The organism is Microlunatus sp. YIM B11417 (genome assembly GCF_059617205.1).
Genome location: NZ_JCAMPJ010000006.1, coordinates 206,792 through 227,888, shown reverse-complemented (window position 1 = coordinate 227,888; position 21,097 = coordinate 206,792). Strand labels below are relative to the sequence as shown.

Genomic DNA, 21,097 nt, shown 5'->3' with positions numbered 1-21,097 from the left:
TGGGGACCATGGTCAGCCGGAGCCGCATCGCTCTCGGCGCACTTCCCGGCCGAGTCCGTCGTCGGCTGCTCCGTGCCGCCGGGGAGTCCCGCCGCGCGATCGCGGCCGCACCAGGCTCGATGTCGGAATCGCTGGCGTCGTTCGTCCGCCGGCACCGCCCGGTCCGGATCCCGGCCCGGCAGGTCCGGCCGTTGCTGGCCGAACAGCCGGCCCGGATCGTGATCATCACCGACGCCCCGATCGAGCTGGCCGACACGCTGGACCGGTTCCCGGCCGCCGAGGTGCTGCTGGTGCTGATCACCGGCAAGGGACCGCGGCCGGTGCTGCGGCTGGTCTCGGCCCAGGCCGGACTGCCGGACCGGGTCCGGGTCGAGGCGGTCACCGAGGCGACCGAGATCGCCGCACTGCTGCGCGACCTGTCGCCGCTGCCCGCGATCATCGACGCCACGGTCCGGACCCGGGTGAAGAAGTACGCGCTGCGCCGCTTCCCGTACTACCTCGTCGACGGCGGCAGCTATCTGATCACCGGTCTGGAGGACGAAGCCGACCGGCCGCCGGGCGCGCGGAAGGGCCCGGGACGGGCCACCACTCGCGACCTGTCGGCGTTGATCGCCGCCGAGCCGCTGCTCGCCAAGTATCTCGAGATCACCGACGTCACCGAGCGGTCGATCATGATCACCAAGCGCGGGCGACACTTGATCAAGCTGTACGACGCGGAGGTGCAGCAAGCCCTCAGCGCCAGGCTCGGCGACCGCTGGGGCGGCGAGCTGACCCGGCGTCCCGGCTTCACCTACGCGGCGCGGAACCGGCTCACGGTCAACGATCCGCAGTACGCGTTCCGGCTGCCGGAGCGCTGGCCGGTGCCGGACCGGGTGCTCCGGCTGCATCACGGCGTGGTCTGCGGGCCGCGGCAGCTGGCCGTACTGGACGGCGCGATCCTGCCCTGGTCGTTCCACCATCCGCTGGCCAACAAGCGGCACGCCCGCGGGACCACGTACATCAACAACACGGTGGCGGCGCTCACCGACAGCTTCGAGCCGGTCGAGGAACTGGCCGGCACCTACTTCCACCTGGACTCGGAGTTCCCCGGCCACTTCGGGCACTTCGTCACCGAGGACCTGTCCCGGCTCTGGGGCTGGCGGCTGGCCAAGGAACGGTTCCCGGACTGCCGGCTGCTGATCTCCGTCCCGCGCGGCGCGGACGGCCTGAAACCCTTCCAGACAACGCTTCTGGCTGCTCTCGGGATCGGCCCGGAAGACATCCGTACGTTCTCCGAGCCGGTCCGGGTGGAGACCTTGATCGGCGCCACGCCGCAGTTCCACAACCGGCGCTACGTCGACCCGGACCTGAGCCGGATCTGGGACCAGCTGCGCGCCATGATCCGTCCGGACGCCAAGGTCGAGCGGGTGCCCAGGATCTTCGTCCCGCGACCGCCGGACGGCACCCGGCAGTGCCGCAACGGCGACGAGGTCGAGCAGATCTTCCTGGACAACGGGTTCCAGGTGGTCCGGCCGGAACTGCTGCCGATCCCCGACCAGGTGGCGATCTTCGCGACCGCCCAGGTGGTCGCCGGCTACGGCGGCTCGGCCATGTTCAGCATGATCTACAGCGACCGGCCGGGCGTCCGGATCGTCATCGGCTCGGACCGCTACACCGCCTCCAACGAGTATCTGATCTCCGCCGTCAAGGGCGACAGCTATCACCATTTCTGGTGCCCCGCGCTGATCCAGGCACCGGACGGCGAGTTCAACGCCGACGCGTTCCATTCCGACTTCGTCTTCGACACGGCCAGGGACGGCGATAACCTGCGCAGGCTGCTGGAAGGCTTGTAATATCAGGCCTTCACCGCCAGCGAGAGGAGCCGTGGATGCGCGGCATCATCCTGGCCGGGGGCTCAGGAACGCGCCTGCACCCGGTCACGATCGGGATCAGCAAGCAGTTGGTGCCGGTCTACGACAAGCCGATGATCTACTACCCGTTGTCGACGCTGATCTTCGCCGGCATCCGGGACATCCTGGTGATCACCACGCCGCACGACGCGCCCGGGTTCGAACGGCTGCTCGGCGACGGCTCCCAGTTCGGCATCTCGATCACGTACGCGCAGCAGGAGACGCCGAACGGGCTGGCCCAGGCGTTCGTGATCGGCGCGGACTTCATCGGCGACGACCGGGTCGCGCTGGTGCTCGGCGACAACATCTTCTACGGGCCCGGGGTGGGCACCAGCCTGAGCCGGTTCCGTGATCTTGACGGCGGCGCGGTCTTCGCCTACTGGGTGGCCGATCCGACGGCGTACGGAGTGATCGAGTTCGACGACACCGGCAAGGCGATCTCGCTCGAGGAGAAGCCGGCCAAGCCGAAGTCGAACTATGCCGTGCCCGGCCTCTACTTCTACGACAACGAGGTCGTCCGGATCGCCCGCGAGCTGAAGCCGTCGGCCCGGGGCGAGTACGAGATCACCGACGTGAACCGGCACTACCTCGAGGCCGGCAAGCTCCAGGTCGCCGTGCTGCCGCGCGGCGCCGCCTGGCTGGACACCGGCACCTTCGAATCGCTGAACGACGCGAACAACTTCGTCCGTACCCTCGAAGCCCGGCAGGGCCTGAAGGTCAGCGCGCCCGAGGAAGCCGCCTGGCGGCAGGGCTTCCTGTCCGACGCCGAGCTCGAGGAGCGCGCCCGCAAGCTCGCCAAGTCCGGCTACGGCGACTACCTGCTCGGGTTGTTGGAGCAGTCGCGTCCCTGATCGGGGCCGGGCCGGTTTTTCACGTTGCGTGAAAAACTGTCGCTTTGCCACAGAAGCTTCCCTGGTAAAGCGACAGGAAAGTTGGTGAGGTGTGGCGAAGATCGGCGGATGCTCACCGTCCAGGAGAAGCTGGACCCACTCCCCCGACCTGGCCGTCGGAGAGCGTGCCGATGCAGCTGCCCCTGGACTTCCGGGTCGAGTCGCAGGAGGGGCTCGAGTGACACCGGGCCCGGGCCGAGAGCTCGGGACCGGCTGCTGCACGACCGGAACGACGACGACGGCGAGCCGCTCTACGTCCTCGCCGATCCCACCGGGCACCCGTTCTGCCTGCTCGTCCAGTAGCTGCGTCAGTCGGTGTAGGCGTCGGCCTGGAGCCGGTACAGCTCGGCGTAGTGCCCGTTCCGGCGGAGCAGCGTTTCATGATCACCTTGCTCGATCACCCGGCCCCGGTCGAGCACGATGATGTGGTCGGCTGCCCGTACGGTCGAGAAGCGGTGCGAGACGAGCAGGGTGATCCCGCCCGCGAGGCTGCGGTCCTGGGCCGACTCGGCATAGCGGCTGAACAGGGCGTCCTCGGTGTGGGCATCGAGCGCCGCCGTCGGTTCGTCGAGGACGGTGAGCAGTGGCTGCTCCCGGAGCAGTCCGCGGGCCAGCGCCAGCTGCTGCCACTGGCCGCCGGACAGGGCGACGCCGCCCGGCCAGGTGGTGCCGAGCTGCGTGTCCAGCCCGTGCGGCAGCTTGCCGAGCAGCCCCGCCGCCCCAGCCTCGGCCAGGGCCCGGTGCACCGTCTCGTCCCCGGTGGTCGGGGCCCGGTCGAGATCGCCGAGGGTCACCGCTTCCCGTACCGTCAGCTCGAACGCGGCGTGATCTTGGAAGGCGCCCGTACAGCGGCGTCGCCAAGCCTCCAGGTCCAGCTCGTCAAGATCAATTCCGTCGATCAGGACGGCGCCGCCGTCGGGCCGGTACATCCCGCAGAGCAGTTTGATCAAGGTCGACTTGCCGGCCCCGTTCTCGCCGACGACGGCCGTGACACGCCCCGCCGGCAGCTCCACGGAGAGATCGTCGAAGATCAACCGTTTCGTGCCCGGGTAGTGGAAGGTCAAGCCACGAAGGGAGATCCCGGACCGCAGCCGCTCGGGTACGGCCGACCTGAGGCGTTCCAGCCGGACCCGTTCGCGCTCGGCACGATCATGGAGCCAGAGGAACCGGCTGCCGACCGCCAGACAGCCGACCAACCACTGCGTCATGTCCACCACCAGGCCGAGGTTGCCGCTCATCGTCGCCGCCAGGACGACCGCCAGAGCAAGATCACCGACGACGGCCTGCCCGGTCGCGACTCCGGCGCCGACCAGCAGCAGGGTGCCGCTGAAGCCCACCGCCATGATCAACGTGGCGGCCGCCTTCCGGCCGGCCGCGACCCAGGCGACCCGGGTCCGGTCCCGATGCTCGGTCCGCCATGCCTTGCGACTCAGGTCGAACAGGGCCGGGCCGAGGCCGAACACCCGGAGCTCCTTGCCGGGTGAGGCTCCCGAGCCGAGGTTCACCAGGTGCCGTTGCCGGCGTCGTTGCTCACCGGTCCGCTCCTGCGCGGCCTGCTCGTCCCGAGCGGCACCTCTGGCCACGAGCACCGCCGGCAGGCCGAACAGCGGCAGCAGCAGGAGCGCCGGGTGCACGGCGACGAGCAGCACCAGGGTCAACGTGGTCTGGGCGACGGCGCCGACGGTCTCGGCCAGCGCTTCAAACGTCCAGTGCACGATCCAGGCCTGCTTGCGCAGCGGATCGAGCCGGTCCAGCTGCTCCGGGTGCTCCAGGTGCTCGATGCCGGTCAGCCCGGCGGAGGTCTCGATCAGCCGCTGCTCCAGCACCAGGCCGGCCTTCTCCTGGTAGGTGTGGCGGATCCGGTCGCCGATCGCACCGGCCGTCCAGCCGATCACATTCGTCAACGCCAGCAGGCTGATCGCGAGGACCACGGCACCGGCCAGTCCGCCGACCGTGCCGTCGACCAGCTGTTTCAACCAGAGGGCCTGCAGGCTGCCGACCGCCCAGCTGGCCGGGATCAGCAGCAGGGTCCCGGCGGTCAGGCCCGGGTGCGAGCGGGCCGCGATCCGGAACGTGAAGGCGAGCGTCCGGAACGATCCGGGCAGATCGTGATCATGCCGTTGTCGATCATGCATCGTGGGCTCCTTCGTCGAAGCGCCGGGCCTGCAGCCGATACATCCGGCGGTACGGTCCGTCGGTCGTCATGAGTTCCTGGTGGGGGCCGTGCTGAACGATCCGGCCCTGGTCCAGCACGGCGATCCGATCGACGTGCCGGACGCTGGACAGCCGGTGGGTGACCAGCACCGTCGTCGTACCGGCGGTCAGCTCCAGAAACCGTTCGAACAGCGCCGCCTCGGCCCGGACGTCGAGCGCCGCCGTCGGTTCGTCCAGCACCAGCAGCCGGGCCCCGGCCTCCGCCGCCCGCAGCGCGCGGGCCAGCGCGATCCGCTGCCATTGGCCGCCGGACAGGTCGACGCCGCCGCGGTAATGCCGGGACAGGACGGTCTGCCAGCCGTCGGGCAGGTCCTTGATCAACTCCAGGGCGCCCGCCCGCCGCGCCGCCCGTTCGGCTGCCTCGAGATCGCCGGCCGCAGCGAGTCTGCCGAAGCCGACGTTCTGGTGCGCCGTGAGCTCGTACCGGATGAAGTCCTGGAAGATCACCGCGAGCTGGGCCCGCCAGCTCGGCAGGTCGAGGTCGCGCAGGTCGGTGCCGTCGACCCGTACCGCGCCCTCGTCGGGGTCGTAGAACCTGGCCAGCAGCTTCAGCAGGGTCGTCTTGCCCTCACCGTTGCGGCCCACGATGGCCAGTGAACTCCCGGCCGGGATCGTCAGGTCCACCCCGTCGAGGACCGGACGATCGTGCCCTGGATAGCGGAAGCGAACGCCGCTGAGCCTGAGCTCCCGGCGCGGGGTTCCGCTCGCCGGGACCGAGCCTCGGGTCCGGAAGCTCAGCCGGTGGGTGCGTTCGGCGAGTCCCTGCAGATGAGGCAGGGCGGCGGCGCCCTGCCGAACCCACCAGGTGGCGAGCAGCGGATGGCCCAGGGACTGCAGGGCGATCAACGCCTGGACGTGCACGGTCAGATCGGCCGCACTCAGCTGCCCGGCGACCGCCGTGTGGCCGAGGGCCGCCAGGACGGCACCGTTGGAGAGCGCGATCGTGCCGAGGGTGAGCAGGACCGGCCGCAGGTTGGCCCGGCGGGCCCGCCACACGTGCCGGAGGTAGGCGGTACGGTGCCGCCGCGCCCGCCCGGCCAGGAAACCGGCCAGCCCGAACAACCGGACCTCCTTGGCCGCGGGCGGGTCCAGCGCAAGATCACGGAAGTAGTCGGCCCGGCGTTGCTCGCCGGCGTGCGCCTCGTGCTGCTCGACGATCTCGTGCTCGTTGCCCGCCATCCAGAGGTGGGTACCGATCGCGGCCACGATCAACACCAGCGGGGCCCACCAGGCGAACCCGGCCAGCAGGACTCCAGCTCCCGCGGCGCTGATCACGGTCTTCAACGCGTGGCCGAGCTGCTGGACGATCGTGGTCAACGGCGCCAGGTCGGCCCACTCGTACTCGCCGGCCCGCCGGATCTCCTCCGCCGTTCCCGGGTCCTCGAGGTGCGCCAGCCCCGGCGGCCCGACCGTCGCCGTGAGCAACTGCTCCCGCATCCGCTGCGCCACCCTTGACCCGAGTGACGTGGCGACGGCATCCCGGAGCGGCGTGATCAATTGGCCGCCCGCGAACGCGAGTCCGGCCAGCCCGATCGCGGCCGCCAGCTCGGCAGCGGCCGGGGAACCCAGGCCGGCGTCGAAGGCCGGCTGCGCCCGGCCCACGGCCAGGCCGCCGGCCGCGATCGCGAGCGGACCGAGCAGCCCTTCGATGACAACCAGCAGGACGAACCCGGCGAACCGCAGTCGGTCGGTGCTCGCGACATAGCCGACCAGGAGGCGCAGGGCAACGGAAAAGGGCGTGGTGACGGTGGACACCGGGATTCTCCTCGGGCAGGAACCAGCGGCCGCAGCTGCTCGAGAAGGAGCAGGCGGCGAGGACGATCTTCTGCGCGGCGGCCCGGCGGACGCCCGAAGACGTCAGCGCTGCCCACCCTAGGCCGGAACGGGCGGCCGTCGCACCGGGTTATTCAGCCAGGTCAGTCCAGCCCGAACGCCGCCCGCAGCTCGGTCCGAAACAGGTCCGGCCGGTCGTACCAGGGACTGTGAGCGCAGCCATCGAGCACCCGGAGCCGCAGCGACCGGTGCGTTGCGCAGATCGAGCGCCAGGTCTCAAGGTCCAGGTCGGCGTAGTCGGAGTCGCCCATGATCACCGTGACCGGATGTGGGTGGGCGGCCAGGTCGGCCGTGTAGTCGAAGGACTCGGGGCAGCCTTGACCGCCACGGACCGCCACGTCGGCGCGATACCAGGAGCGGCCCGGCCAGCGCAGGGTCAGCCACGCATCCTCGGCGACGGCGTTGAACGTCGCGAACTCGATCCGCCACCGCAGCTGGGCCTCCCGGGCCGAGAGATCGTCCCGGTCGAGGCCGAGTTCGGCGATCCTGGCTGCCGCCAGGTCTCGCCGCTGAGCGTTCCAGCGGTCACGCCCTGCGAGGTTGAAGCCCGTCGACGGGATGGCCCCAGTCAGCACGATGGACCGGAACAGCTCCGGCCGCCTTCGGAGCGCCGTCATCATGATCACGGTCCCGTACGAGTGCGCGACGACCGACGCCGGGCCGACTTCCTCGGCCAACCGGATCAGGTCTCCGACGTGTGCCTCGAAGGTGATCGACTCCAACTGATCAAGGTCCGCGCACGGTGAGCGGAGCGACCCGCGCTGGTCGTACCAGAGCACCCGATGCCGCTCGGTCAACGGAGTCATCGGCTCGACGAGCTCGCTGTGCTCGACGCCCGGGCCGCCGTGCACGATGATCACCGGCGTCCCGGTCCCGGCCTCCCGCACGTAGAGATCGAAGCCGTCGCTCGGCAGGAACCACTGGTCGACCGTGTCGAGGCCTCGTTGCAGATCGGTCACCCTGCCGATGCTAAGCGGCGCGGCGGCCGCGGCGCGATCTCAGGTAGTCGGAGACGACGTACTCCCCCAGGCGGTCGGTGTCCGGGGTGAAGACGCGGCCGCCGCAGCGGCGGGCGATCGCGTCGACGAAGCGGGCCAGGCCGGGGTCGTCGCCGAGCATGAAGGTGTTGATCACCGCGCCGTAGCGGGCCAGCTCGTCCACCTCGGCGACGGTCGCGCGGACGGTCTGCGGCGTGGTCGGGTAGTGGAAGACGGCGTCGCCGCCGACGGTCAGGTGGGCGGTCGGCTCGCCGTCGGTGATCACCAGCACCACCGGTTCGGCCTCCGGGTGACGCCGGACGTGGCGGCCGGCGAGCATCAGGGCGTGCTGGAGGTTGGTGCCCTGGATCCACTCCGGTTCGATCTCGGCCAGCTCGACGCCGGACAGCTGGCGGGCCAGCCGGTTGAAGCCGATCACCTGCAGCGCGTCCTGCCGGAACCGGGTCTCGATCAACTGGGTCAGCGCCAGTGCGGTCTGCTTCATCGGGGCCCAGCGGCCGTCCTGCAGCATCGAGAACGACAGGTCGACGCAGAGGGCGACGGCCGCCGCGGTCCGCCGCTCGGTCTCGGCGACCTCGAAGTCGGCCACGTCCAGCTTCAGCGCGCGGCCCGGGATCCGTTCCAGGGAAGAGGTCCGGCGGTACGCGTTCGCCACCGTCCGCGGTACGTCGATCGGCAGCTCGTCGCCGAACACCCAGGGCCGGGTCGAGCCGACCAGCTCGTCGGCGGAACCGGTCCGGTGATCATCATGATCACCGAGCCCGGACGCCGCGAGTTGCTGGAACACCCGGCGCAGCGCCGTCTGCCCCATCCGCCGCACCGCCCGCGGCGTCAGCCGGAGCCCGTTCTCGTCGCGGCGCAGGAAGCCCTGCCGCTCCAGTTCCCGTTCAAGATCACGCAGCGCGTCGAGATCGGCCACGGCGTCCCGGCCCAGGTGCCGTTCCAGCGCGTCGACGTCGATGTCGTCCAGGGTCGCTCCGGGATAGGACTGGGACAGCTGGGCGCCGAGATCCTCCAGCTCGGCCAGCTCGGCGACGGCCTGGACCGCCTCCGAATACCCGAGGGGTTCGCCGCCCTGGCGCATGCCGACCCGGGACTCCCGGTCCAGGCCGGGGCGCAGCGCACGCAGGTTGTCGGACAGCTGGGCCATCTCGGAGGCCAGGTCGGCGTCGGCCAGTGCCTGGTTGATCAACTGGCCGAGTTGATCACGCTGCTCCGGGCTGAGCGAGTTCAGCATCCGTTGCGCGGCGGCCTGGCGCCGGGCCAGCGCGTCGATCAACTCCTCGACGTTCTGCGGGTTCTCCGGGAAGAACTGGCCGTGCTTGGCCATGAACTCCCGGAACTGCTCGGTGGTGTCCTCGGACCGGGCGTGCGCCGCCAGCAGCGCGTTGAGGTCGGCCAGCATGTCCTTCACCGCCGCCATCGCGGCCGGGTCCGGCGACTCCATCGCCTGCTTCAGTCCGGCGAACTGGGAGTCCAGCACCTCCCGGCGCAGTTGGTGCGCGATCGAGTCGAAGATCTCCTTCGCCTCGGGCGACGTCCACCGGTAGTCGGCCAGGGCCCGGATCGCGCCGGCCGCGTTGTCGGGCAGCGTGGCGAGTTCCATCTCGGCCAGCCGGGCGTCCGGGCTGTCCGACCGGGCCAGTGCGTCCCGTTCCGTCGCCAGCGCCTGGTCCAGCGCTGCCCGTACCTGATCAAGGGTGCCGCCGAGATCACCGCGCCGGCGGGCCAGTTCCCGGAGCCGGCGCAGTCGTTCGGACAAGCGGTCCAGGCCGCCCTGCCCGTCCAGTCCCTGCCGGAGCAGGTCCCGCAGCGCCTCCTCGATGCTGGACGAGGCCAGTACGTCCTCGCCGATCCGGTCCATCGCCGCGCGCACGTCGAACGGCGGCGCGAGCGGGTCCGGCCCGCCGCGCCACGGCCCGTACCGGAAACGGCTCATTCCAGGTCCTCCCGGTCGGCCGAGCCGTAGACGGTACGGCCGTCGATGGTGTCCTTGTCGATCCGCCGGGTCAGGTGCAGGCCCTCCAGCACGAACTCGACGGCGTCGGCGGCCTGGCTCCGGTTGGCGCCGTCGCGGTAGCCGAGCCGGTCCAGCACGCGGGCCAACCCGGCCACCGGGCCGACCTGGCCGAGCAGGCCCTCGGCCGTGGTGCCGTCGCCGGTCTCGACCAGCCCGCCCTCGGCGAACACGGAGGTGAAGCCGGACAGGTCCTCGCCGGCCAGCCGCTCCCGGAACGTCACCGCCACCGCGAGCCGGAGCAGGTGCTCCAGCAGGGCCCGCTCCCGGCCCTCCTCCCCCAGCTCGAACTCGATCTTGCCCAGCAGGGTCGGCAGCACCGGAGCAAGATCACCGACCCGGGCCACCGCCGGGTCCTCGCCGAGCCGGGCCGACCGGCGCAGGGCAGCAGCCGCCACGGATTCCGCGGCCGCGATGGCGAACCGGGCCGAGACACCGGACCGCTGATCGATCGAGGAGGACTCGCGCAGGTTCGCGGTGAACCGGGCGATCACCTCGAGCAGATGATCACCGACGTCGGCCACCAGCCGGGCCTCCTGCCGCAGCAGGCCGATCTCGTCGGACACCTCGGTCAGGTAGTGGGTACGGATCTCGGCGCCGAACCGGTCCTTCAGCGGGGTGATGATCCGGCCCCGGTTGGTGTAGTCCTCCGGGTTCGCGGTCGCGATCAGGAACAGGTCGAGCGGCAGCCGCAGCGAGTAGCCGCGGACCTGGATGTCCCGCTCCTCCAGCACGTTGAACAGCGCCACCTGGATCCGTTCGGCCAGGTCGGGCAGCTCGTTCAGGCCGAAGATGCCGCGGTTGCCCCGCGGCACCAGGCCGTAGTGCACCGTCTCCGGGTCGCCCAGCGTGCGCCCCTCGGCGACCTTCACCGGGTCCACGTCGCCGATCAGGTCGCCGACCGAGGTGTCCGGCGTGGCCAGCTTCTCGGCGTACCGGTCGTCCCGGTGCCGCCAGGCGATCGGCAGGTCGTCGCCGCGCTCGGCGGCCAGCCGCCGGCACCGTACGCACACGGGTGCCAGCGGGTCGTCGTTGATCTCGCACCCGGCGATCACCGGGCTCCACTCGTCCAGCAACCCGGCGACGGTCCGCATCAGCCGGGTCTTGCCCTGCCCCCGTTCGCCGAGCAGCACCAGGTCGTGGCCGGCCAGCAGCGCCGTCTCCAGGTCGGGCAGCACCGTGTCGCCGAAGCCGACGATGCCGGGGAACGCCTCCTCGCCGGCCCGGAGCCGGCGCAGCAGATTGGCCCGGAGCTCCTCCTTGACCGTACGGGTTTGATAGCCGGAAGCCCGAAGCTCGCCGAGATTGGCCGGCCGGGCATGATCATGCAGGCTCATGAATCGACCCTACGACTGCCCCGCAAGCGGATACTCGGATCATGAGCCGAGTTCTCACCGTGGCCGGCGGCGTCGCCGGGGTCGTCCTGCTCTGCGCCGCCTGCATTCCGGTTCGTCCGAGCAGGAGATCAGGAAGCATCACGCCACCGTGATCGACGACGGTTCCGGGGCCGAACTGTGCCTGGACGGCGTCGCGGAGTCGTACCCGCCGCAGTGCACCGGGCCGAAACTCGCCGGCTGGAACTGGACCGATCTGCGGGGCCACTTCGAGGAGGCCGGCGGAGCGCGCTGGGGCGAGTTCGTCGTGACCGGCAGGTACGACCCGGGCACCGATGTGTTCACGCCGACGGAGGTCCGGCCCGGCTAGCCCGAACGGTCAGTGGGACAGGGCCAGGTACGGGGCCAGGCCGATCATCATGATCACCAGCGCATAGCGCAGCACCTTGGTCGGGAGGGCGTGCGCGATCCGCCAGCCGATCAGGACTCCGATGAGCTCCGGAACCCCGACGATCAGCGCCAGCCGCCAGTCGACCGCGCCCTGCGCCAGGTAGCCGATCGTCCCGACGCCCGAGATGATCACCGACTGGACCTGCGCCGCGGCCAGGGATTCCAGAATCTCGGTGCCGGCGGCGACCAGCAGCGGCACGGTCAGCATCGGGCCACCGATCCCGATCACGCCGGCCGCGGCACCGACCAGGAGGCCGAGGCCGGCGACCAGCGAGACCGGCGGATGCCGTACGGGGGAAGGCTTCCGGCTCACCTCGCGGACCAGGACCAGGGCGGCAGCGGTGATCACCAACGCCCCCAGCAGCACGCCGAACCAGCGCGGCGACAGCACGGAGTTGATCATGATGCCGACCGGCGTGCCGAGCAGGGCGGTGCCGGCCAGCCAGCCGGCAGTGCGCCGGGTCGCGGGGTCACGCAGCTGGCCGGACCGGTGGTAGGCGGCGGTCCCGACCAGGCCGGTGGCGACGTGGGTGACGATCGCGGTGCCGGCGACCGCGCTCGGCGTGAGCCCGGTCAGGGCGAACAGTCCGATCGTCGGCAGCACGCCGCCCGGCCCGACCGCGGTGATGCCGATGCCGCCGGCCACCCCGATCACGCCGAGCAGGATCGCCACCGGAAGCGAGACGTCGGTCATCGCGGCCCGGCGCCGCGGTGCAGCGTCGCGTGCAGGGACAACCGGTCGGCCCGGACCCGGAGCAGTTCGTCGTCGACCGGGCGGCCGTCGGCGAGCCGGGTCAACCGCTCGATGGTGAAAACGGCGTCCCCGGGCTCGATCCGCAGCGCCTGCGCGACGGCCGCCGTGGCGTTCGTCGCGTGGACCGTGACCTCGGCGAGCCCGAGCCGGTGCCCGCCGGCCTCGATCAGCGCGAACACGTCGGTGCCCTCGAGGTCGGCGTCCAGCAACGGCCGGCCGACGTCGGCGGGAAGGTAGCTCAGGTCGAGCGACAACGGTTCGTCGTTGATCAGCCGCAGTCGTTCCAACCGGACGACCGGTTCGCCCGGGCCGAGGCCGAGCCGGTCCGAACCGGGCTCCGGATGTTCGGCGAGCTCCTCGGCCCGGAGCACCTCGTTGCGGACGGCGCCCCGGTCGGCCAGGGCCTCGGCCAGGCCGGCCAGTCGGTCCAGCCCGTGGCCGAACTTCGCCGCCAGCACCCGGGTCCCGGCGCCGCGGCGACGCTCGATCAGGCCCTCGCCGCGGAGCAGGTCCAGGGCCTCGCGGACGGCGTTGCGGGAGGCCCCGAACTCGGCCGTCAGCGACGCCTCGTCCAGCCGGTCGCCCGGCGGCACGGCACCGGCCAGGATCCGGCCGCGCAGGTCGTCGGCCAGTCGCTCGGCCCGGTCCCGGCGCGGCCGCGCCGAGGTCTGGTCGGCGGGGATCCGACGCGGTCGGCGGTCGGCGGAGGGCGGCATCGCTCCACCGTACCCACTTCCGCCAGAGTTACGCCACCCGGGTTCCCACGCTAGGCTGAGCCCGCCTGAAACATTTCAACCAGGAGGTCGTCCTCATGGACTGGACCGGGTCGACGCCGATCTGGGCCGTCGGTGATCCGCTGCCCGACTGGTGCTTCCTCCGGTACGACTTCGACGCCGCACCCGGCCCGGTGACCCGGGCGACCCTGGCGATCACCGCGAGTTCGACGCGCCCGGCCCTGCAGTACGTCTACCGCGCCCACCTCAACGGCACCGTGCTCGGCGTCGGGCCGACCCGGCCGATCGGCGACGAGTCCCGCTACGACACGTACGACCTGACCGGGCTGCTGCGGGCGGGCCCGAACACGGTCGGCGCCCTGCTGTACACGACGGCCGACCACCGCTGCCAGGCCATGATCACGATCAAGTACGCCGACGGCACCCGGGCCAGGTTCGGCAGCGGCGCCGACTGGCAGGCGTTCCCGGGCGACGACGTCCATCCGGAGGCCGGCAGCATCGGCACCGCCGTCTTCGCGGCACCGGTGGAGGACCTGGACGCCCGCCGCTATCCGCACGGGTTCGACTCCCCCGGCTTCGCCGCTCCGTGGCCGGCTGCTGCGGTCCGTGATCCGTTCGACCGTCTGGAGCCGTCGGCGGTCCCGCCGGTCCGGCGGCACGCCGAGCCGCCGGCCCGGGTCATCGCCCGGGAGCCCGGCCGGCTGGTCCTCGACTTCGGCCGGACCTGGGCCGGCGGCGCGCTGGTCCGCGCCCGGGCGAGAGCCGGTGACCGGATCGAGCTCCGCTTCGGCGAGGTCCTCGATCCCGAGGCTCAGCAGCAGCCGGCGGTACGCCACCGGCTCAGCACCGGCAACGTCTACCGCGACGTCTGGACCCTCGCCGACGGCGACCAGGAGCTCGCCACCTGGGGACTGCGGGTGTTCCGCTACCTGGAGGTACGGACGCTCGACGGCGATCCCGAGCTGACCGAGGTGCGAGCGGCCGCCTACCGGTCCCCCTACGACAGCGAGGCGGCGGCCTTCTCCTCGTCCGCTCCGGACCTGGACCGCGTCTGGCGGCTGTCGGCAGACACGATCGAGGCGCTGAACCTCAATCTCTACGTGGATTCCTGGACCCGCGAGCGGCTGCCGTACGAGGCGGACGCCTATCTGCAGCAGCGCGCCCACCTGTGCCTGGACCCCGATCCCGCGCTGGCCCGCTACTCGGTCGACTTCACGCTGGCGCATCGCACCTGGCCGACCGAATGGCCGCTGTTCGGACTGCTCGCCGTCCACGACCTGTGGTGGACCACCGGCGACGACGGCCAGGTCCGCGAGCAGTACCACCGGCTGCCGGAGCTGTTGCCGCTGCGCTGGATCGACCCCGGCACCGGGCTGGTCCGCAAGCCGAGCGACGGCGGCCGACCGGGCGACCTGGACCGCGGCGGGTTCGACCGGGACCTGGTCGACTGGCCGCCGAGCGAACGGGACGGCTACCTGTTCGGCGAGGTCAACACGGTGATCAACGCGCTGGCGTACCGCTGCTTCCGGGCGGCCGCCGACCTGGCCCGAGCCGTCGGCGAACCGGCCGACGCCGAGCGCTACACCGCGACCGCCGACCGGCTGCGCGACGCGATCCAGCGGCACCTGTTCGACCCCGAGCGGCAGGCCTACGTTGACGGCCTCGACGCCGACGGCCGGCGGCTGGACCACCATGCGATCCACGCGCAGTTGTTCCCGCTCTGGGCCGGCGCGGTGCCGGCGGACCGGGTCGACCGGGTGGTCGCCGACCTGGCCGGACGCGGCATGGCCTGCAGCGTCTACGCCGCGGCGTTCCTGCTCGAGGGCCTGTTCGACCACGCGGCCGGCGACGTCGCGCTGCCGCTGATCACGGCACCGGGAAACCGCAGTTGGCGGCACATGCTGGACCTCGGCGCGGGCGCCACGATGGAGGCCTGGGACGTCGCGTTCAAGCCGAACCTCAGCCACTCCCATCCCTGGGCGGCGTCGCCCGCATTCCTACTGCCGCAGGGACTGTTCGGGCTGCGGCCGCTGGAGCCGGGCTACCGGTCGTTCAGGTTCCGGCCGCAACCGGGGACGCTCGACCACGCGGAGGTACGGCTGCCGGTGCCGGCCGGGACCATCGCGGTGCGGGCCGACCGCACCGGCGACCGGCAGGAGTACCGGCTCCAGGTCCCGCCGGGCAGCACCGGCCGGCTCTCGCTACCGACCGGCCCGGTGCCCGAGGTCGAACTGGACGGCGCTACCGTACGGCTGCGTCCGGACGGCCGCTGGCTCACCTGCGAGGTCCCGCTGGACCCCGGCGAGCACCTGGTCCGGACAAGTCCGTACCTCAGGTAGACGTCGAACTTTTTCGGACACTCCGGGCGAAAGTGCGCCCTCCGGCTCCGCCTACCGCGCCGCAAACAGGCGGCGGAGTAGGTTAACCAGGAACGAACACCACGGGGAGGATCGGCTGAGGCGATGCGCACGGCGCGGCTGGTGGGGCTGAGTCAGGATGGTCAGTCCCTCGTTGTTGCGACCGATGGTGGAGAGGAGTTCGCGCTTCCGGTCGACGAGCGTTTGCGAGCGGTGTTGCGTGGTGATCGCCCCCGACTCGGACAACTGGAGATCGAGATGGAGAGCGTACTGAGCCCACGCGATATTCAGGCACGGATCCGGGCCGGGGCGACCCTGGAGGAGGTCGCCCGGGTCTCCGGAATGCCCGCCGACCGGGTCGAGCGATTCGCCGGCCCGGTCCTGCTGGAGCGCCAGCACATGGCCGGTCAGGCCATGGCGTCGTCGGTACGGAGACGCGGTGAGACCTCGGGCCACCGCAACCTCCGGGTCGCCGTGACGGAACGGCTGACCGACCGCGGCATCGACCCCGACACGGTCGACTGGGACGCCCGCCGGCTGGAGGACGGTCGTTGGGCGGTGACCGCCGCCTACAATTCGGGCGAGTCCGGTCGCACCGCGGAGTTCCACTTCGACCCGCGCGGGCGCTACTCGCTGGCCGGCAACGACGAGGCGCGCTGGGTGCTCGGCGAAGCCACCCCGACCAAGGCCTCGCCACCGAACCGACGCCGGCCGCCGCGGCCCGAGCAGCATCTGCGGGCTGTTCGCTCTGAGTCCGGCCGGAACGAGCCGACCCGCGAGGTGTCGTTCGACGACGGTTTCGACGAGGCGGCCGAGCCGACCCTCGACCTGAACGACGAGCTCGCCCTGGTCCGCGCGGTCCAGGTCGACGAGCCCCGGACCGCCGCGGCCCCGGAACCGGACGACGACGAGCCCGGCATCCCGGACGACCACCGGCCGGCCGCGTACGAGGAGGCCGACTACGAGAGCTCGGCGGCCGACGGCGGCATGACCACGCTGTACGGGATGCTCGGCGGCGACGGGTACGCCGAGGACTCGGTGGCCGTCTATCCAGGGCTGCGCGACCAGCCGCCCTCGGAACCGGTCGGCTGGGAACCGGAGATCGTGGTCAACCACCCGCCCGAGCCGGAGTTCGAGGGCGAGCCGGACCCAGAACCGGAGCTCGACCTCGAACCGGACCCGGAGCCCGAGGCGCTGATCCCGGCCCCCGAGCCTGAACCCAAGCCGGAACCGGAGCCGGCCAAGCCGAAGCGGACCAAGAAGAAGCGGGCCTCGATCCCGAGCTGGGACGAGATCATGTTCGGCGGGCCGCCCCGCAAGGACTGAGCGGGCTCACTCCTTCGCTGCGTCGGCCTTCCGGATCTTGCGACTGAAGCTCCACCAGCAGACCAGATGGGTGATCACGCCCAGGCCGAGGCCGATCGAGGACATCAGCAGGGCCTGGCCCGGCACACCGTCCGTCGCCGCCGCCCAGGCGGTGCCACGCACCTCGGTCCGATCGCCCTCCTGCAGCTGTCCGCCGCCCTCGATCTTGCCCTTGCCGCTCCCCGCGCCGAGGGGCCAGCTGCCGTAGCAGGTGGTCTCCGCGGTCGTGGTCCCCTGGTTGTTCGTCGACACGGTGACCTCGCAACGATCGACGGTCGCGGTGGTCGGGCTGCCGAGGACGTACGTCAGCAGGCCGGGCAGGACGAGGATGCCCCAGGCGAGCAGCAGGCTGCCCCAGATCACGAACGGCGTGATCCGCAGCGCCGACCTGGCCGTGTCCGCATCCACAGGGCCGACCCTAGCGTCACGGCCGTCCCGGGGCCCGATAGTTCCAGCCCGCCGCGCGCCACCGGGCCGGGTCCAGCGCGTTGCGGCCGTCGACGAGGCGACGGTGCCGGACCAGCCCCGCCAGGTCGGCCGGGCCGAGGTCGCGGTACTCCCGCCACTCGGTGAGCAGCAGCACCGCGTCGGCATCCTCGGCCGCCTCGGCCAGCGTGTCGACGACGGTCAGGTCGGCGCTGCGCTTGCGGGCGTTGTCGGCCGCCTGCGGGTCGGTCACCCGGACGTGCGCCCCGCGCCGCTGCAGTTCCAGCGCCACGGCCAGCGCCGGCGAGTCGCGGACGTCGTCGCTGTCCGGCTTGAACGAGGCGCCGAGCACCGCGATCCGGGCGCCGACCAGGTCGCCGGCGCAGGCGTCGGCGGTCAGCTCCACCAGCCGTTCCCGGCGGGCCAGGTTGATCCGGTCGACCCCGTCGAGCAGGCCGGCCACCCGGTCCACGCCGAGTTCGGCCGCCCGCGCTCCGAAGGCCCGGATGTCCTTCGGCAGGCAGCCGCCGCCGAAGCCGAGGCCGGCGTTGAGGAACTGCCGGCCGATCCGGGCGTCCCGGCCGATCGCGTCGGCGAGGACGGTGACGTCGGCACCGGTCGCCTCGCACATCTCGGCCATCGCGTTGATGAACGAGATCTTGGTCGCCAGGAACGAGTTCGCGGCGACCTTGACCAGCTCGGCCGTGGCCAGGTCGGCGCGGATCACCGGGGTGCCGGCCGCGATCACCGGCGCGTAGACCTCGTCGAGGATCGCCACCGCCCGGTCGTCGCCGGGCCCGCTGCCGTAGACCAGCCGGTCGGGCCGCAGCGTGTCGGCCACCGCGTGGCCCTCGCGCAGGAATTCCGGGTTCCAGGCGACGGTGGCGCCGGAGCCGGCCGCGGCAAGCCGCTCCGCCACCCGCTCGGCGGTACCGACCGGCACGGTCGACTTGCCGACCACGAGATCCCTGTCGCTCAGGTACGGCAGCAGGGCGCCGACCGCCGAGTCCAGGGCCGACAGGTCGGCCCCGGGCCGGTCCGGCAGCTGGGGCGTGCCGACGCACAGGAAGTGCACGCGCGAGCCCGCCGCGGCTGCCGGGTCGCCGGTGAACCGGAGCCGGCCGGTGGCCAGCGTCGCCGTCAGCAGCGCTTCGAGCTCCGGCTCGTAGAAGGACGGCCGGCCGGCGTCCAGCCGGGCGGCCAGCTCCCGGTCCGAATCGATGCCGACGACCGTGTGTCCGAGATGGGCGAGACAGGTGGCGTGGACTGCGCCGAGATAGCCGCAGCCGATGACGGAGATCAACATGATCATGAGCCTGGCCCATCGAGTTGATCAACGCCACCTTGATGAAAGCATCCTCATCCCGGGCTCATCACGGGTTAACGAACCATGATCAAAGTGTGAACGAGTCGAGTTGAGGAGTTGATCATGCGTCCGTTGCGCGTCGCGCTGTATTCCCATGACACGGTCGGGCTGGGCCACACCCGGCGCAATCTGACCATCGCCGCGGCGTTGTCCCGGCGGGACGCCGATCTGCTCATGATCACCGGGAACCCGGAGGCGACCCGGCTGCCGCTGCCGCGGCGGACGGACGTGATCACGATGCCGACGATCGGCAAGGACGCCGCCGGTGAGTACCGGTCGCGGGTGCTGTCGCTGTCGTACCCGGAGGTGATCAACGTCCGCCGGGCCCTGCTCGGGTCCGTGCTCGGCGAGTTCCGGCCGGACCTGCTGATCGTGGACAAGGTGCCGCGCGGCGCGGGCGGTGAGCTGGAGCCGGCGCTGCGGCAGCTCGCCCGCGACGGCGGCCGGGCGGTGCTCGGCCTGCGGGAGGTGCTGGACGATCCGGCCAGCACCGCCGCCCAGTGGCGGGCCGAGGAGACCACCCAGGCCATCGACGAGTTCTACGACGCGGTCTGGGTGTACGGCGACCCGCGGGTCTACGATCCGCGGACCGAATACCGACTGCCGGACTCGGTGGCGGCCAAGCTCGAGTTCACCGGCTACCTGAGCCGCGGCCGGACCAGCGGCCTGACCGGCGGCCGGGGCTCGATCGGCGAGATCGACCCGGCCCGTCCCTATGTCGCCTGCCTGGTCGGCGGCGGCCAGGACGGTGACGCGCTGGCGCTGGCCTTCGCCGAGGCCGAGCTGCCCGAGGATCATCTCGGGGCGGTCGTCTGCGGCCCGTACCTCGCGGCCGAACGGCGGGCCCGGCTCCGGCAACTCGCCGGGCGCCGGACCGACCTGGTGCTGCTCGACGTGGTGCCCGGCGCCGACGCGGTGATCGACCGGGCCGCCGCCGTCGTCTCGATGGCCGGCTACAACACCGTCTGCGAGATCCTTGCCACCGCGACGCCGGCGCTGCTGGTGCCGCGCACCCGGCCGCGGGCCGAGCAGCTGATCCGGGCCGAGCGGTTCGCCGGCCGTGGCCTGGTCGATCTGCTGCCGCCGGACCGGCTCTCCCCCAGCCGGCTGGCGGACTGGCTGGCGTCGGCCGTCGCCGGTTCGGCCCAGGCCACGCTGCGGTCCTCGACCGCCGTCCGGCTGGACGGCCTGGCCCGGATCCCCCACCTCGCCGACACGCTGCTGGGGGTGACCGAGGATGCTGCCTGATTCCCCGACCTCGCCGCGGATCGGCTACGTCGTCAAGATGTATCCGCGGTTCTCCGAGACGTTCATCGTCACCGAGCTGTTGGAACTGGAACGGCTCGGCCTCGACCTCACCGTCTTCTCGCTGCGGCTGCCGAACGACGGCCGGTTCCATCCCGCCCTCGCCGAGGTACGCGCGCCGGTGCACTACCTGCGCCATTCGGGGATCCGGGCCGACGACCTGTGGCAGACGGTCGCCGACGGCGCCGACCTGCCCGGCTTCGCCGCCGCCCTGCCCGACCTGCTCCGGCTGGAGGCGGCCTCCGCGCACCAGGCGATCCGGCTCGCCGTCGCCGTACGCGAGCAGCGGATCACCCACCTGCACGCCCACTTCGCCTCGGTCTCGGCCGCCGTGGCCCGGGTCGCCGCGAAGCTGGCCGGGGTCGGCTACAGCCTCACCGCGCACGCCAAGGACATCTTCCACGCCGAGGTCGACCATGATCGACTCCGGGAGCGGCTGGCCGACGCGACCCGGGTGATCACGGTGAGCGACTTCAACCTTGATCATCTTCGGCGGACCTTCGGCGCCGCTGCCGACCGCGTGCAGCGGCTCTACAACGGGATCGACCTGCGCCGGTTCCGGTTCGGCGACCCCGCGGTCCGGGCCGAGCGACCTCCGGTGATCGCCGCCGTCGGCCGGCTGGTGGAGAAGAAGGGCTTCGCCGACCTGATCGATGCCGCGGCGCTGCTCCGCGACGACGGCCGTACGTTCCGGGTCGACCTCGCCGGCACCGGGCCCTTGGCCGAGGAACTGCGGGCACGGGTCGACCGGCACCGGCTGGGCGGCGTGGTGCGGCTGCTCGGTGCGCTGCCGCAGTCCGAGGTCGCCGCCCTGGTCGGCCGGGCTGACGTGTTCGCCGCGCCGTGCGTGATCGGCGCCGACGGCAACCGGGACGGCCTGCCGACCGTGGTGCTGGAGGCGATGGCACTGGGCACGCCGGTGGTCGCCACCGACGTGACCGGGCTGCCCGAGATCGTCGAGGACGGCCGGACCGGGCTGCAGGTCGAGCAGCACGACCCGGCCGGGCTGGCCGCCGCGCTGGCCCGGTTGCTGGACGCCCCGGAGCTGCGCAGCGGCCTGGCCAAGGCGGCCCGGGACCTGATCGAGATCGAGTTCGACGCAGCCCGCCAGGCCGCCAAGCTCGCGGCCGGCTTCCGTACCGACGCGCTGACCAACAGGAGTTGA

General features: G+C 71.9%; 16 protein-coding genes. 7 read left to right on the top strand and 9 right to left on the bottom strand.

From position 1 onward, the window contains the following. The first annotated feature begins 8 nt into the window (after positions 1 to 8). Together AC6CCG_RS25905 and rfbA are read left to right on the top strand one after the other, a co-directional pair. Positions 9 to 1,832, top strand: coding sequence for a glycosyltransferase family 61 protein (locus AC6CCG_RS25905; RefSeq protein WP_496657638.1), 1,824 nt, complete (start codon positions 9 to 11; stop codon positions 1,830 to 1,832). Positions 1,833 to 1,867: 35 nt separating this feature from the next. After that, positions 1,868 to 2,740 carry a glucose-1-phosphate thymidylyltransferase RfbA gene (rfbA, locus tag AC6CCG_RS25900; protein WP_496657637.1) on the top strand — a complete coding sequence of 291 codons (873 nt, stop codon included), beginning with the start codon at positions 1,868 to 1,870 and terminating at the stop codon, positions 2,738 to 2,740. Between the two features lie 347 nt (positions 2,741 to 3,087). Here the strand turns inward: rfbA and AC6CCG_RS25895 are convergent, their stop codons facing one another. From AC6CCG_RS25895 to AC6CCG_RS25875, 5 genes are all read right to left on the bottom strand, one after another. Next, complete coding sequence (locus AC6CCG_RS25895) at positions 3,088 to 4,914, bottom strand: ABC transporter ATP-binding protein (protein ID WP_496657636.1); 1,827 nt, start codon at positions 4,912 to 4,914, stop codon at positions 3,088 to 3,090. Beyond that, positions 4,907 to 6,748 carry an ABC transporter ATP-binding protein gene (locus tag AC6CCG_RS25890; RefSeq protein ID WP_496657635.1) on the bottom strand — a complete coding sequence of 614 codons (1,842 nt, stop codon included), beginning with the start codon at positions 6,746 to 6,748 and terminating at the stop codon, positions 4,907 to 4,909. Before AC6CCG_RS25890 ends, AC6CCG_RS25895 begins: the two co-directional genes overlap by 8 nt. Positions 6,749 to 6,909: 161 nt before the next feature. After that, on the bottom strand, positions 6,910 to 7,785 hold the full coding sequence (locus tag AC6CCG_RS25885; protein ID WP_496657634.1) for an alpha/beta fold hydrolase: 876 nt from the start codon (positions 7,783 to 7,785) through the stop codon (positions 6,910 to 6,912). 10 nt (positions 7,786 to 7,795) lie between these two features. Continuing rightward, on the bottom strand, positions 7,796 to 9,763 hold the full coding sequence (locus AC6CCG_RS25880; protein ID WP_496657633.1) for a vWA domain-containing protein: 1,968 nt from the start codon (positions 9,761 to 9,763) through the stop codon (positions 7,796 to 7,798). Then, positions 9,760 to 11,178, bottom strand: coding sequence for a magnesium chelatase (locus AC6CCG_RS25875; protein ID WP_496657632.1), 1,419 nt, complete (start codon positions 11,176 to 11,178; stop codon positions 9,760 to 9,762). Before AC6CCG_RS25875 ends, AC6CCG_RS25880 begins: the two co-directional genes overlap by 4 nt. A gap of 148 nt (positions 11,179 to 11,326) precedes the next feature. Between AC6CCG_RS25875 and AC6CCG_RS25870 the strand changes: the two genes are divergently transcribed. Beyond that, complete coding sequence (locus AC6CCG_RS25870) at positions 11,327 to 11,545, top strand: hypothetical protein (protein WP_496657631.1); 219 nt, start codon at positions 11,327 to 11,329, stop codon at positions 11,543 to 11,545. Between the two features lie 9 nt (positions 11,546 to 11,554). Here the strand turns inward: AC6CCG_RS25870 and AC6CCG_RS25865 are convergent, their stop codons facing one another. Further along, positions 11,555 to 12,319, bottom strand: a complete 765-nt coding sequence (locus AC6CCG_RS25865; RefSeq protein WP_496657630.1) for a sulfite exporter TauE/SafE family protein — start codon at positions 12,317 to 12,319, stop codon at positions 11,555 to 11,557. Continuing rightward, positions 12,316 to 13,095: a GntR family transcriptional regulator gene (locus tag AC6CCG_RS25860; RefSeq protein WP_496657629.1), complete on the bottom strand. Its 780-nt coding sequence runs from the start codon at positions 13,093 to 13,095 to the stop codon at positions 12,316 to 12,318. Before AC6CCG_RS25860 ends, AC6CCG_RS25865 begins: the two co-directional genes overlap by 4 nt. Before the next feature lie 95 nt (positions 13,096 to 13,190). Between AC6CCG_RS25860 and AC6CCG_RS25855 the strand changes: the two genes are divergently transcribed. Beyond that, complete coding sequence (locus tag AC6CCG_RS25855; RefSeq protein WP_496657628.1) at positions 13,191 to 15,452, top strand: family 78 glycoside hydrolase catalytic domain; 2,262 nt, start codon at positions 13,191 to 13,193, stop codon at positions 15,450 to 15,452. Between the two features lie 123 nt (positions 15,453 to 15,575). Next, positions 15,576 to 16,796 (top strand): septation protein SepH, encoded by a 1,221-nt coding sequence (sepH, locus tag AC6CCG_RS25850; RefSeq protein WP_496657627.1) that lies wholly within the window; start codon positions 15,576 to 15,578, stop codon positions 16,794 to 16,796. Between the two features lie 6 nt (positions 16,797 to 16,802). Here sepH and AC6CCG_RS25845 read toward each other — a convergent pair whose 3' ends face one another. Continuing rightward, positions 16,803 to 17,243, bottom strand: coding sequence for a hypothetical protein (locus tag AC6CCG_RS25845; RefSeq protein WP_496657626.1), 441 nt, complete (start codon positions 17,241 to 17,243; stop codon positions 16,803 to 16,805). A gap of 16 nt (positions 17,244 to 17,259) precedes the next feature. Next, entirely contained in the window at positions 17,260 to 18,567 is a 1,308-nt protein-coding gene (locus tag AC6CCG_RS25840) for a UDP-glucose dehydrogenase family protein (protein ID WP_496657625.1), read from the bottom strand. 123 nt (positions 18,568 to 18,690) lie between these two features. On the opposite strand from AC6CCG_RS25840, the gene AC6CCG_RS25835 reads away from it, so the two are divergent. Together AC6CCG_RS25835 and AC6CCG_RS25830 are read left to right on the top strand one after the other, a co-directional pair. Next, entirely contained in the window at positions 18,691 to 19,875 is a 1,185-nt protein-coding gene (locus tag AC6CCG_RS25835) for a glycosyltransferase family protein (RefSeq protein ID WP_496657624.1), read from the top strand. Then, complete coding sequence (locus AC6CCG_RS25830; RefSeq protein WP_496657623.1) at positions 19,865 to 21,097, top strand: glycosyltransferase family 4 protein; 1,233 nt, start codon at positions 19,865 to 19,867, stop codon at positions 21,095 to 21,097. The genes AC6CCG_RS25835 and AC6CCG_RS25830 overlap by 11 nt, the downstream gene beginning before the upstream one ends.